The organism is Enterobacter sp. CRENT-193 (assembly GCF_002787395.1).
Lineage (GTDB): Bacteria > Pseudomonadota > Gammaproteobacteria > Enterobacterales > Enterobacteriaceae > Enterobacter > Enterobacter hormaechei_C.
The window spans coordinates 2283978-2297264 of the sequence record NZ_CP024812.1; the positions used below are offsets into that span (position 1 = coordinate 2283978).

General features: G+C 53.6%; 12 protein-coding genes. 10 read left to right on the top strand and 2 right to left on the bottom strand.

What is annotated here, in order from left to right; genetic code table 11:
• The first annotated feature begins 284 nt into the window (after positions 1-284).
• The 4 genes from yfbV to CU081_RS11310 all read left to right on the top strand — a co-directional run bounded on the left by yfbV (position 285) and on the right by CU081_RS11310 (position 3906).
• Positions 285-740 carry a terminus macrodomain insulation protein YfbV gene (yfbV, locus tag CU081_RS11295; RefSeq protein ID WP_022651537.1) on the top strand — a complete coding sequence of 152 codons (456 nt, stop codon included), beginning with the start codon at positions 285-287 and terminating at the stop codon, positions 738-740.
• A gap of 92 nt (positions 741-832) precedes the next feature.
• Positions 833-1327 carry a YfbU family protein gene (locus CU081_RS11300; RefSeq protein WP_003861461.1) on the top strand — a complete coding sequence of 165 codons (495 nt, stop codon included), beginning with the start codon at positions 833-835 and terminating at the stop codon, positions 1325-1327.
• A gap of 11 nt (positions 1328-1338) precedes the next feature.
• Positions 1339-1998 carry a sugar phosphatase gene (locus CU081_RS11305; RefSeq protein ID WP_003861463.1) on the top strand — a complete coding sequence of 220 codons (660 nt, stop codon included), beginning with the start codon at positions 1339-1341 and terminating at the stop codon, positions 1996-1998.
• A 75-nt stretch (positions 1999-2073) separates the two neighbouring features.
• On the top strand, positions 2074-3906 hold the full coding sequence (locus tag CU081_RS11310; RefSeq protein WP_022651536.1) for an SLC13 family permease: 1833 nt from the start codon (positions 2074-2076) through the stop codon (positions 3904-3906).
• Between the two features lie 53 nt (positions 3907-3959).
• On the opposite strand, the gene yfbR is transcribed toward CU081_RS11310, so the two are convergent.
• Together yfbR and alaA are read right to left on the bottom strand one after the other, a co-directional pair.
• The gene (gene yfbR / locus CU081_RS11315) at positions 3960-4559 is read right to left on the bottom strand and encodes a 5'-deoxynucleotidase (RefSeq protein ID WP_003861468.1); all 600 of its coding nucleotides are present in this window, start codon (positions 4557-4559) and stop codon (positions 3960-3962) included.
• 117 nt (positions 4560-4676) lie between these two features.
• Positions 4677-5891, bottom strand: coding sequence for an alanine transaminase AlaA (gene alaA, locus CU081_RS11320; RefSeq protein ID WP_003861471.1), 1215 nt, complete (start codon positions 5889-5891; stop codon positions 4677-4679).
• A gap of 937 nt (positions 5892-6828) precedes the next feature.
• Here alaA and lrhA point away from each other — a divergent pair.
• The 6 genes from lrhA (at position 6829) to nuoF (ending at position 13258) form a co-directional block, all read left to right on the top strand.
• Entirely contained in the window at positions 6829-7767 is a 939-nt protein-coding gene (gene lrhA, locus CU081_RS11325) for a transcriptional regulator LrhA (RefSeq protein ID WP_003861473.1), read from the top strand.
• A gap of 631 nt (positions 7768-8398) precedes the next feature.
• Complete coding sequence (gene nuoA / locus CU081_RS11335; RefSeq protein WP_003861475.1) at positions 8399-8839, top strand: NADH-quinone oxidoreductase subunit NuoA; 441 nt, start codon at positions 8399-8401, stop codon at positions 8837-8839.
• Positions 8840-8854: 15 nt separating this feature from the next.
• Positions 8855-9529: an NADH-quinone oxidoreductase subunit NuoB gene (gene nuoB, locus CU081_RS11340; RefSeq protein ID WP_003861482.1), complete on the top strand. Its 675-nt coding sequence runs from the start codon at positions 8855-8857 to the stop codon at positions 9527-9529.
• 89 nt (positions 9530-9618) lie between these two features.
• Entirely contained in the window at positions 9619-11421 is a 1803-nt protein-coding gene (gene nuoC / locus CU081_RS11345) for an NADH-quinone oxidoreductase subunit C/D (RefSeq protein ID WP_003861484.1), read from the top strand.
• Positions 11422-11423: 2 nt separating this feature from the next.
• On the top strand, positions 11424-11924 hold the full coding sequence (gene nuoE / locus CU081_RS11350) for an NADH-quinone oxidoreductase subunit NuoE (protein WP_003861486.1): 501 nt from the start codon (positions 11424-11426) through the stop codon (positions 11922-11924).
• On the top strand, positions 11921-13258 hold the full coding sequence (gene nuoF, locus CU081_RS11355) for an NADH-quinone oxidoreductase subunit NuoF (RefSeq protein WP_003861487.1): 1338 nt from the start codon (positions 11921-11923) through the stop codon (positions 13256-13258). Before nuoE ends, nuoF begins: the two co-directional genes overlap by 4 nt.
• Positions 13259-13287 lie beyond the last annotated feature (29 nt).

Sequence of the window (13287 nt, forward strand, 5' to 3'; positions counted from 1 at the left end):
GTAACGCATGCTGACCCAGACATTTATGATTAACATCATGCCAAACGAACATTCTGGCAGGATGAAAGAAATACCTATGATTTTAAGCCATTTTGAACATTTTTCAGACAATGGCATAATATGCGATAATTTGACGAGTTAACGCTTATCGTCTACGGCCCTATCAGGCTGGCACAGGATACCCGATACGGGGTAGCGATGACAAAATATTTTGAACGTTGTCATAGCCTGTTGTGGTTTTGCACGAAAATTTTAATTTTTATATGTGAAGTTGAGGTACAGCCATGTCGACACCCGAAATCCCGTCCGTGAACTTTTTTAGTCTGTTTCGTCGGGGACAGCATTACGCAAAGACATGGCCGATGGAAAAGCGCCTCGCGCCCATGTTTATTGAAAATCGCACTATTCGCGCCACGCGCTATGCGATTCGCTTTATGCCCCCGATTGCCGTTTTTACCCTGTGCTGGCAGATAGCGTTAGGTGGGCAGCTTGGCCCTGCCGTCGCGACGGCGCTCTTTGCGTTAAGCCTGCCGATGCAGGGGCTATGGTGGTTAGGTAAACGTTCCGTCACGCCACTTCCGCCTTCTATTTTACACTGGTTTTATGAAGTGCGTGGAAAACTGGAAGAGGCTGACCAGGCGCTGGCACCGGTTGAAGGTAAGCCGGACTATCAGGCGCTGGCGGATACCCTCAAGCGTGCGTTTAAACAGCTTGATAAAACATTCCTCGATGACTTGTGATTGATCATCGAAACGACGACCAAAAGAAGGCACAGTAACAATCAGTTACCGTGTCTTTTTTTTACAGTGCAATGCGCTACAGGAGTCGAAAGATGGAAATGACCCATGCTCAACGTCTGATTTTGTCTAACCAGTACAAGATGATGACTATGCTTGATCCCGATAACGCTGCGCGCTACAGCCGCCTGCAAACCATTGTTGAACGTGGTTTTGGCTTGCAGATGCGCGAACTGGATCGCGAATTTGGCGAACTGAAAGAGGAAACCTGCCGTATCGTTATCGACATCATGGAGATGTACCATGCGCTGCATGTGTCCTGGACCAATCTGAAGGACCAGCAGACCATTGACGAGCGCCGCGTGACGTTCCTGGGCTTTGATGCTGCGACGGAAGCGCGCTATCTGAGCTATGTACGCTTTATGGTGAATACCGAAGGTCGCTACACCCATTTTGATGCGGGTACGCACGGCTTCAACGCCCAGACCCCGATGTGGGATAAGTATCAACGTATGCTGAGCGCGTGGCACGCCTGTCCGCGCCAGTACCATTTAAGCAGCAACGAAATTCAACAAATCATTAATGCCTGACGGAGGTGCGTGTGCAGTGTAAAGGTTTTCTGTTTGATCTGGACGGTACGCTGGTGGATTCGCTGCCGGTGGTGGAGCGCTCGTGGTGCCACTGGGCCGACCGGCACGGCATTGACCATCAGGACGTACTAAATTTCATCCATGGCAAACAGGCCATTACCTCATTGCGGCACTTCCTTGCGGGACGTTCTGAGGAAGAGATTCAGGCGGAGTTCCGCTATCTTGAGCAGATTGAAGCTACCGATACCGAGGGTATCACCGCGCTGCCCGGTGCGCGCGAACTGCTTGAGCACCTGAATGAAGCGCAGATCCCGTGGGCTATCGTCACCTCCGGCTCGGTTCCCGTCGCGCATGCACGCCATAAGGCGGCAGGTTTGCCGACGCCGGACGTCTTCATTACCGCTGAGCGCGTGAAGCGCGGCAAGCCTGAACCGGATGCGTTCCTGCTCGGCGCTGAACTGCTCGGCCTTGCGCCAGCAGAGTGCGTGGTGGTGGAAGACGCGGCGGCAGGCGTGCTGGCCGGGCTGAACGCCGGCAGCCACGTCATTGCCGTTAACGTCCCGGCGGGTTCCCCCCGGCTGGAGGAGGCGGATTTCGTGCTTAACACCCTGACCGCCATCGACGTCTCGAAGGCGTCAGACGGAGTTGTAACCGTCTCGCTAAAAATGTAATCCCATGATATAGCCCCGCATTACCGGGGCTTTTTTATGGCAGAATTGCTTCTCCTCCACTGACAAGGACATGTTGTGAACGGTGAACTGATTTGGGTCCTGAGCCTGCTGTTAATCGCCATCATTCTTTTTGCCACGGGCAAGGTGCGCATGGATGCCGTCGCCCTGTTTGTGATTGTCGCATTCGTTCTAAGCGGTACCCTTTCCCTGCCGGAAGCCTTTTCCGGGTTTAGCGATCCCAACGTTATTTTGATTGCCGCTCTGTTTATTATTGGCGACGGGCTGGTCCGCACCGGCGTGGCGACAATGATGGGGTCGTGGCTGGTGAAAGTGGCGGGCAGCAGCGAAACCAAAATGCTGATTTACCTGATGCTGACGGTCGCCGGGCTGGGCGCGTTTATGAGCTCTACGGGCGTCGTGGCCATCTTTATTCCGGTCGTGCTGAGCGTCTGCATGAGGATGCAGATCTCCCCTTCGCGGCTGATGATGCCGTTGAGCTTCGCCGGGCTCATCAGCGGCATGATGACGCTGGTCGCGACGCCGCCGAACCTCGTCGTGAACAGCGAACTGATCCGTGAGGGGCTTGAGGGGTTTAGCTTTTTCAGCGTTACGCCGATCGGGCTGGTGGTACTGGTGATGGGCATTATCTATATGCTATTGACCCGTTTTGCGCTGAAAGGGGAGAAGCAGGATAAAGCCAAAGAGGGCTGGAAGCGGCGCTCTTTCCGCGATCTGATTAAAGAGTATCGTCTGACCGGGCGTGCCCGACGTCTGGCTATCCGCCCGGGGTCGCCTATGGTGGGGCAGCGGCTGGATGACCTTAAGCTACGCGAACGCTATGGCGCGAACGTCATCGGGGTTGAGCGCTGGCGTCGTTTTCGTCGGGTGATCGTTAACGTGAACGGGGTGTCAGAGTTTCGCGCGCGTGACGTCCTGCTGATTGATATGTCCACCGCAGACGTGGATCTGCGGGAGTTTTGTAGTGAGCAGCTGCTGGAGCCGATGGTCCTGCGCGGCGAGTATTTCTCTGACCAGGCGCTGGATGTGGGAATGGCCGAGGTGTCGCTGATCCCGGAATCGGAGTTATTGGGCAAAACCGTGCGTGAAATCGGCTTTCGTACCCGCTATGGCCTCAACGTGGTAGGCCTGAAGCGCGATGGCGTAGCCCTTGAAGGGGCGGTGGTGGATGAGCCGATCCTGCTGGGGGATATCTTCCTCGTGGTCGGCAACTGGAAACTGATTAGCCAGCTCGGGCAGAAAGGCCGCGATTTTGTGGTGCTAAATATGCCGATTGAAGAGAGCGATGCATCACCGGCGCACAGCCAGGCGCCCCATGCAATTTTTTGCCTGGTATTGATGGTTGCCCTGATGCTGACGGACGAGATCCCTAACCCGGTGGCGGCAATAATCGCCTGTCTGTTAATGGGCAAATTCCGCTGTATCGACGCCGAAAGCGCTTACAAAGCGATTCACTGGCCGAGCATCATTCTCATCGTCGGGATGATGCCCTTCGCCCTGGCGCTACAGAAAACCGGCGGGGTGGATTTGATCGTAAAAGGCTTAATGGACGTGGGCGGGGGATATGGTCCGTACCTGATGATGGTTTGCCTGTTCGTCATGTGCGCCACCATTGGTTTGTTCATCTCCAATACCGCAACGGCGGTGCTGATGGCGCCCATTGCGCTGGCGATGGCAAAATCGATGGGCGTTTCGCCGTATCCGTTTGCGATGATGGTTGCGATGGCGGCGTCCGCGGCATTTATGACGCCGGTCTCTTCCCCGGTCAATACGCTGGTGCTGGGGCCCGGGAATTATAGGTTCAGTGATTTCGTGAAGCTGGGTGTGCCGTTCACCGTGCTGGTAATGCTGGTATGCGTGGTGTTAATTCCGGTGTTATTCCCGTTTTAGCGTGAGTGCAGAAACGTAGGCCGGGTAAGGCGGAGCCGCCACCCGGCAAAAAACTACAGCGGCGAATCCTGGCTAATCTCATCCAGTGACAAATGGAAGCTCGGCACAAACACGCGCATAAAGTAGTCCATCTCTTCGCTGCGACGAGATTCCAGCGTTTTTTCCAGACGCGTTTTTGCCAGTAAAAATTCGTTATTCCCGGCGGACAGCTCTTCCAGACACTTCAGGTAGGCGCACAGCGCATCGGCCTGCTTAACCAGGGATTTCTCCTCTTCCGTATACTGATGCTCGTCGATGAGCGGCCCGAAGATATCGCGCAGCTCTTCAGGCACCATGTCGATCAGCTTCTGCTGGGCAATCTTCTCAATAGCTTTATATTCCTGGGCAATCTGCGAGTTGAAATATTTCACCGGCGTAGGCAGATCGCCGGTCAGCACTTCCGATGCATCGTGGTACATCGCCAGCAGGGCGATACGTTCGGCATTCACCTGCCCGTTGAATTTGCGGTTTTTAATCGCGGCCAGCGCGTGCGCGACCATGGCAACCTGTAAACTGTGCTCAGACACATTTTCAGTGCGCACGTTGCGCATCAGCGGCCAGCGGTTGATGAGTTTCAGGCGGGAGAGGTGGGCAAAGAAATGACTCTGACTCATAGGTTACCTTATGTCTTCACTGCGACAGACTTCATTGTGCGGGGAGGGGAGGGAAGATGCAAATTTGCGGATGTTGCAGGCCGGGTAAGCGCAGCGCTACCCGGCGGATAGTCAGCGCTACTGATGGTACCCGGAGAGGAAGCGCCCGAAGCGGCTGATGGCCATTTCGAGATCGTCTTCGCGCGGCAGGGTGACGATACGCACGTGATCCGGCCACGGCCAGTTAAACGCCGTACCCTGAACCAGCAGCACTTTTTCCTGCAACAGGAAGTCGAGCACCATTTTCTGGTCGTCGTGAATATTAAAGCGCTTCGCGTCGATTTTCGGGAACATGTACAGCGCGCCGTTAGGCTTCACGCAGGAGACGCCCGGAATATCATTAATCAATTCCCATGCACGGTTGCGCTGTTCATACAGGCGGCCGCCTGGAACGATAAACTCGCTGATGCTTTGATAGCCGCCGAGTGCTGTCTGGATCGCATGTTGCGCCGGTACGTTGGCGCACAGACGCATGGATGCCAGCATCTCCAGCCCTTCAATGTAGCCTTTCGCATGTTTTTTCGGACCGTTCAGTACCATCCAGCCCTGACGGAAACCGGCAACGCGGTAAGTTTTAGACAGTCCGTTAAAGGTGACCGTTAGCAGATCGGGTGCTAGCGCGGCGATAGAGTGGTGCTGCGCCGCGTCGTACAGGATCTTGTCGTAAATCTCGTCGGCAAAGATGATCAGGTTGTGCTGGCGGGCGATCTCGACGATCTCCATCAGCAGCTCTTTTGAATAGACCGCGCCCGTCGGGTTATTCGGGTTAATGATCACGATACCCCGGGTGCGCGGGGTAATTTTGGCGCGAATATCATCCAGATCCGGGAACCAGTCAGAGGATTCGTCGCACAGGTAGTGCACCGCTTTACCGCTGGACAGGGACACCGCAGCCGTCCACAGCGGATAATCTGGGGCAGGAACCAGCATTTCATCGCCGCTGTTCAGGAGCGCCTGCATCGCCTGAACGATCAGTTCCGAGACACCGTTGCCAATGTAGATATCTTCAACGGTGACGTCGCGCATACCGCGAGCCTGATAGTGCTGCATGATGGCTTTACGGGCGGAGTAAAGCCCTTTTGAATCGCAGTAGCCTTGTGCAGTGGGCAGGTTACGGATCACATCCACCAGGATCTCATCCGGCGCTTCAAAACCAAATGGCGCGGGGTTGCCGATGTTGAGTTTCAGAACCTTATTGCCTTCCTCTTCAAGGCGTTTTGCCTCTTTGAGTACCGGGCCACGGATGTCGTAACAGACGTTGTCGAGCTTGCTGGATTTTTCGATAGGGGACATGAACCTTTAACCTTTTCGCTATTATTGCAACTTCCTGCCGTGGAAGTGTGCACGGAACAATGTACTCCCCCCGCGCTTCGTTTTGAAGGGCGCACAGAAGAAGATTTCGTTCCACCGGGGAATGTCGCTGTGATCGCTTACTCTAACGAGGTAGTGATTTTGTGCCTGAATTTATCGTAATAAAGGTTATTAATGGGTTTTTTATGCTAAAATTTGCATGTAACTATGAATTTTATTCTGGTGTAAATAAAAAGACGATTCGGGCTGATGCATTAGTCCCCCTGAGTGATCATTCGTAAAACCTGAATGCTGAGATACCGATTGCCATATTAGCAAAGCCAGGCTAAAAGTTACTCATGTGAAATTAATGTTAAGGGTTATTAATGAATGGCCTGAATCTAAATTAAACTTTATTTATTATTAACGACGAAAATGCAACTTTCGTTAATTTTAATAAAAAGAGTGTAGTTGCTTATCATTGGCGGTAACTCCTTAATATTGCAATAAGACTTATAAATATAGTGGATTTGGGTTAAGATGTGTTTCGGGAATGCAGCATAGCGATAGGCCTGTTACGTATATCGGCTTCTGCTTTTCTGTATTAATCGATTGTTATTGTTAAAGTTATCTCTGGCTGATTGGGTAAGTCACATCTTGCGACGCTGGCAACGCTGCGATATAGATGGCAGAAAACATGTCTTACTCTTTATGGTATTTACATCGACCTGCAAACAACGAAATATCCTGGACGCAAGAGAATAAAAATAACGTCATGAAACGTGATTTCTGACTGGTGATATACCGCAGTACAATAACTATCTGTCAGGCAGTCTGCCGGGCCGGGATGCGAGGGAAACTCTTCAGAAGGAATTGCTTAACTGTTACACACAGCTTCAACCCGGGCAGCTCCGCACGAGCAACCTGAAAGTGAAAAGATATGATAAATGCAAATCGTCCGATAATGAATCTCGACCTCGATCTGCTGAGAACGTTTGTTGCGGTCGCCGATCTCAACACTTTTGCAGCAGCTGCTGCCGCCGTTTGCCGTACCCAGTCCGCCGTGAGTCAGCAAATGCAGCGGCTGGAACAACTGGTTGGTAAAGAGCTTTTTGCGCGTCATGGGCGTAATAAGCTTTTAACAGAACATGGTATTCAGCTTCTGGGTTATGCCAGAAAGATACTGCGCTTTAATGATGAAGCCTGTATGTCATTAATGTTTAGCAACCTTCAGGGAGTGTTAACATTAGGGGCGTCAGATGAATCAGCAGATACCATTTTACCCTTCCTTCTCAACCGAATTAGCTCGGTTTATCCGAAGCTTGCCCTGGACGTTAGCGTTAAACGCAATGCCTTCATGGTTGAGATGCTGACAGAAAACGAGGTTGACCTGGTGGTCACCACGCATCGACCTGGCCAGTTTGACAGCCTGACGCTGCGTACTTCTCCAACGCACTGGTACTGTGCCGCGGAGTATGTATTGCAGAAAGGTGAGCCGATACCCCTGGTCCTGCTGGATGATCCCAGTCCGTTCCGCGATATGGTGCTGGCAGCACTCAATGAAGCCAGTATTCCATGGCGCCTGGCGTACGTGGCGTCAACCTTGCCCGCAGTGCGAGCGGCGGTGAAGGCTGGGCTTGGCGTAACGGCCCGTCCGGTGGAAATGATGAGCCCCGATCTGCGTGTGCTGGGTCAATCCGAGGGACTCCCGTCGTTGCCGGATACGGAGTACCTGCTGTGCCATAACGCCGCCAGCAACAACGAGCTGGCAAAAGTGGTATTCGAGGCAATGGAAAACTACCACAATCCATGGCAGTACGCGGCTGTTACTCCCGAAGGAGGGGATGACTCCCTGATCGTGGAAGGGGATTTTGAGTGATCATTCCCTCAAAATTCTCGTAACAAAATGTAAGTGCAAAAAAGAGCCACTCGCATGATTTTTTCCTGCGAGTGGTTTTTTTTGCTATTCATAACCGCGGGCGGAGCAGGGATAAAGCAAATACCGCTTATTTATCAATGCAGAAAATGCTTTTGATTAAGTTGTAAACAAGACCTGTACTAACTTACCTCATACCCCACCGATGTTAAAAAAACAGGAAATATGTTGCTGTTTTTTTGATTGAATTAACAAAAGCGTGTCTCAGATCAAGAAAATACTCCCATTTGGGGGGAGGAATCGTTGGCAAATCCTGTCAAAATAGGAGGGTTATTTTTTTTACTTCCAAAACGGACACGATTCAACAAGATGCATTTGACGGAAAGTCATGTACCCACCAGGGTTAAAGGGCACCAAATGTTAATGAGAATCGCACGTTGTAATTTAATGTGAAGAAACCTTTGTTAAAGTTGACAAAAGGTTATAGAAAGGAGTAAAAAACCCCATCATTTTGCTGTCTATGTCTCATTTCTGACAGTTAGTGTAAGGTTATTTTGTTCCTCCCCATGAATCGATGTGATGCCCATCTGCCAGCAAGAGCAGTGTCGTCGGTATCACTTTTGATGAGTAAGCAATGAGTATGTCAACATCCACAGAAGTCATCGCTCATCACTGGGCATTCGCAATCTTTCTTATTGTAGCCATTGGCCTGTGCTGCCTGATGTTAGTCGGCGGCTGGTTCCTGGGCGGTCGCGCCCGCGCAAGGCACAAAAACACACCTTTCGAATCAGGTATTGATTCAGTAGGTACCGCTCGCTTACGCCTGTCTGCCAAGTTTTACCTGGTAGCCATGTTCTTCGTCATTTTTGACGTGGAAGCGCTTTACCTCTTCGCGTGGTCTACCTCCATTCGCGAAAGTGGTTGGGTGGGCTTTGTCGAGGCCGCAATTTTCATTTTAGTGTTACTGGCCGGTCTGGTTTATCTGGTGCGTATTGGCGCGCTGGACTGGACACCTGTGCGTTCACGCCGTGAACACATCAACCCGGAAAACAGTATCTCTAATCGTCAGCAGTAACAGCGAGGCAATAAGATGGATTATACGCTCACCCGCATAGATCCTAACGGTGAGAATGACCGTTACCCCCTGCAAAAACAGGAGATCGTAACCGACCCCCTGGAGCAAGAAGTCAACAAAAGCGTGTACATGGGCAAGCTCGAACATGCCATGCACGACATGGTCAACTGGGGTCGTAAGAACTCCATCTGGCCATACAACTTTGGCCTTTCTTGCTGCTACGTTGAAATGGTGACGTCATTCACTGCGGTGCATGACGTTGCGCGTTTTGGGGCCGAGGTACTGCGTGCTTCTCCGCGTCAGGCTGACCTGATGGTGGTGGCAGGGACCTGCTTTACCAAGATGGCACCGGTTATTCAGCGTCTTTATGACCAGATGCTGGAGCCAAAATGGGTTATCTCCATGGGCGCATGTGCAAACTCCGGCGGTATGTACGACATTTATTCCGTTGTGCAGGGCGTTGATAAGTTCATTCCGGTGGATGTGTACATCCCGGGTTGCCCGCCGCGTCCAGAGGCCTATATGCAGGCGCTGATGCTGCTCCAGGAGTCAATTGGTAAAGAACGCCGCCCGCTTTCATGGGTTGTTGGCGATCAGGGTGTCTATCGCGCGAACATGCAGTCTGAGCGCGAGCGTAAACGTGGTGAACGTATTGCCGTCACCAACCTGCGTACGCCTGACGAAATTTAATTTGCGCCTGTGGGCCTGGAGAACACCTTCGCATATCACTACTCAAATAGCGCGAAGCCAGGCTTAACAGTCACCACGGACCATTTGCAATGGTGAACAATATGACCGACTTAACCGCGCAAGAAGCCGCCTGGCAGACTCGGGATCATCTCGATGACCCGGTCATTGGCGAACTGCGCAACCGTTTTGGGCCGGATGCCTTTACTGTTCAGGCCACCCGCACCGGGGTACCCGTTGTTTGGGTGAAGCGTGAGCAATTACTGGAAGTTGTCGATTTCCTCAAGAAATTGCCAAAACCTTACGTCATGCTGTTTGACTTACACGGCATGGACGAACGTCTGAGAACGCACCGCCAGGGTCTCCCTGCCGCGGATTTTTCCGTTTTCTACCACCTGATCTCAATAGACCGCAACACGGATATCATGCTCAAGGTGGCATTGTCTGAAAACGACATGCATCTGCCGACGATCACCAAACTTTTCCCGAACGCCAACTGGTACGAGCGTGAAACCTGGGAAATGTTCGGCATGACCTTCGACGGCCACCCGCATCTGACGCGCATCATGATGCCGCAGACCTGGACCGGCCACCCGCTGCGTAAAGACTACCCGGCACGCGCCACCGAATTCGACCCGTTTGAGCTGACCAAAGCCAAGCAGGATCTGGAGATGGAAGCGCTGACCTTCAAGCCGGAAGACTGGGGCATGAAGCGCGGCACCGAAAACGAGGACTTCATGTTCCTCAACCTGGGTCCAAACCACCCGTCTGCGCACGGTGCTTTCCGTATTATCCTTCAGCTTGACGGCGAAGAGATTGTCGACTGCGTCCCTGACATCGGCTACCACCACCGTGGTGCCGAGAAGATGGGCGAACGTCAGTCCTGGCACAGCTACATTCCGTATACTGACCGTATCGAATACCTCGGCGGCTGCGTGAACGAAATGCCATACGTGCTGGCCGTTGAGAAACTGGCAGGCATCACCGTCCCGGATCGCGTTAACGTGATTCGCGTAATGCTGTCTGAACTGTTCCGTATTAACAGCCACCTGCTGTACATCTCCACGTTCATTCAGGACGTCGGCGCGATGACGCCGGTCTTCTTCGCCTTTACCGACCGTCAGAAAATCTACGATCTGGTGGAAGCGATTACCGGTTTCCGTATGCACCCAGCCTGGTTCCGTATCGGTGGTGTGGCGCACGATCTGCCGCGCGGTTGGGACCGTCTGCTGCGTGAATTCCTCGACTGGATGCCGAAACGTCTGGCGTCTTACGAGAAAGCCGCGCTGCGTAACTCCATCCTGAAAGGCCGTTCCCAGGGCGTTGCTGCCTACGGCGCGAAAGAAGCGCTGGAGTGGGGGACTACCGGTGCTGGCCTGCGTGCGACCGGGATTGATTTCGACGTGCGTAAAGCGCGTCCTTACTCTGGTTACGAGAACTTCGACTTTGAAGTCCCGGTTGGCGGCGGTGTTTCCGACTGCTACACCCGCGTGATGTTGAAAGTGGAAGAGCTGCGCCAGAGCCTGCGCATCCTTGAGCAGTGCCTCAACAACATGCCGGAAGGCCCGTTCAAGGCGGATCACCCGCTGACGACGCCGCCACCGAAAGAGCGCACGCTGCAACATATCGAGACCCTGATCACCCACTTCCTGCAAGTTTCCTGGGGCCCGGTCATGCCGGCACAGGAATCCTTCCAGATGATTGAAGCGACCAAGGGTATCAACAGCTACTACCTCACCAGCGACGGCAGCACCATGAGCTACCGCACCCGCGTGCGTACGCCAAGCTTCGCGCACTTGCAGCAGATCCCGGCCGCCATTCGCGGCAGTCTGGTCTCCGACCTGATTGTGTATCTGGGTAGTATCGATTTTGTTATGTCAGATGTGGACCGCTAATTATGCACGAGAATCAACAACCACAAACCGAGGCTTTTGAGCTGAGTGAAGCAGAGCGTGCCGCCATTGAGCACGAGATGCACCACTACGAAGACCCGCGTGCGGCGTCCATTGAAGCGCTGAAAATCGTACAGAAACAGCGTGGTTGGGTGCCGGATGGGGCGATCTATGCGATCGCAGAAGTGCTGGGCATTCCGGCAAGTGACGTAGAAGGCGTAGCCACGTTCTACAGCCAGATCTTCCGTCAGCCGGTAGGCCGCCATGTGATCCGCTACTGTGACAGCGTGGTCTGCCACATCACCGGTTATCAGGGCATTCAGGCTGCGATTGAGAAGAAACTCAATATTAAGCCGGGCCAGACCACCTTCGACGGACGTTTTACTCTGCTGCCAACCTGCTGCCTGGGTAACTGCGACAAGGGGCCGACCATGATGATTGATGAGGACACTCACAGCCATCTGACGCCGGAAGCGATTCCTGACCTGCTGGAGCAGTACAAATGAAAACTGTAATTCGTACTGCTGAGACGCATCCGCTGACCTGGCGTCTGCGTGATGACAAACAGCCGGTATGGCTCGACGAATATCAGAGCAAAAACGGCTATGCCGGTGCGCGTAAAGCCCTTGGCGGCATGGCGCCGGACGACATCGTTAACGCGGTGAAAGAGTCTGGCCTGAAAGGCCGCGGTGGTGCGGGCTTCTCCACCGGTCTGAAGTGGAGCCTGATGCCGAAAGATGAATCCATGAACATCCGTTACCTGCTGTGTAACGCCGATGAAATGGAGCCGGGTACCTATAAAGACCGTCTGCTGATGGAACAGCTGCCGCACCTGCTGGTGGAAGGCATGCTGATCTCCGCGTTCGCGCTGAAAGCGTACCGTGGCTACATCTTCCTGCGCGGCGAATACATCGAAGCGGCGGAAAACCTGCGTCGTGCGATTGCCGAAGCCACCGAAGCGGGACTGCTGGGTAAAAACATCCTGGGCACCGGGTTTGACTTCGAGCTGTTCGTGCACACCGGTGCCGGGCGTTATATCTGCGGTGAAGAAACCGCGCTGATTAACTCCCTGGAAGGCCGCCGCGCGAACCCGCGCTCCAAGCCACCGTTCCCGGCAAGCTCCGGCGTGTGGGGTAAACCGACCTGCGTCAACAACGTCGAAACCCTGTGTAACGTCCCGGCGATCCTTGCGAACGGCGTGGAGTGGTATCAGGGCATCTCCTCAAGCAAAGATGCCGGTACCAAGCTGATGGGCTTCTCCGGTCGCGTGAAGAACCCTGGCGTCTGGGAGCTGCCGTTCGGCACCACCGCACGCGAAATTCTTGAAGACTACGCCGGCGGCATGCGCGATGGCCTGAAATTCAAAGCCTGGCAGCCGGGTGGGGCAGGGACGGACTTCCTGACCGAAGCCCACCTTGACCTGCCAATGGAGTTCGAAAGCATTGGTAAAGCAGGTAGCCGTCTGGGTACCGCGCTGGCGATGGCCGTCGACCACGAGATCGGCATGGTATCCCTGGTGCGTAACCTGGAAGAGTTCTTCGCCCGCGAGTCCTGCGGCTGGTGCACACCGTGCCGTGATGGTCTGCCGTGGAGCGTGAAGATCCTGCGTGCTATCGAACGTGGCGAAGGCCAGCCTGGCGATATCGAGACACTTGAGCAACTGTGTCGATTCTTAGGACCGGGTAAAACCTTCTGTGCCCACGCACCGGGCGCCGTCGAGCCGCTGCAAAGCGCGATTAAATATTTCCGCGACGAATTCGAAGCAGGCATCAAGCAGCCGTTCAGCAATACCCATTCGATCAATGGTATTCAGCCGAACCTGCTGAAAGCGCGCTGGTAAAAACAGAATTTTGATTAACGCTCGGTTTC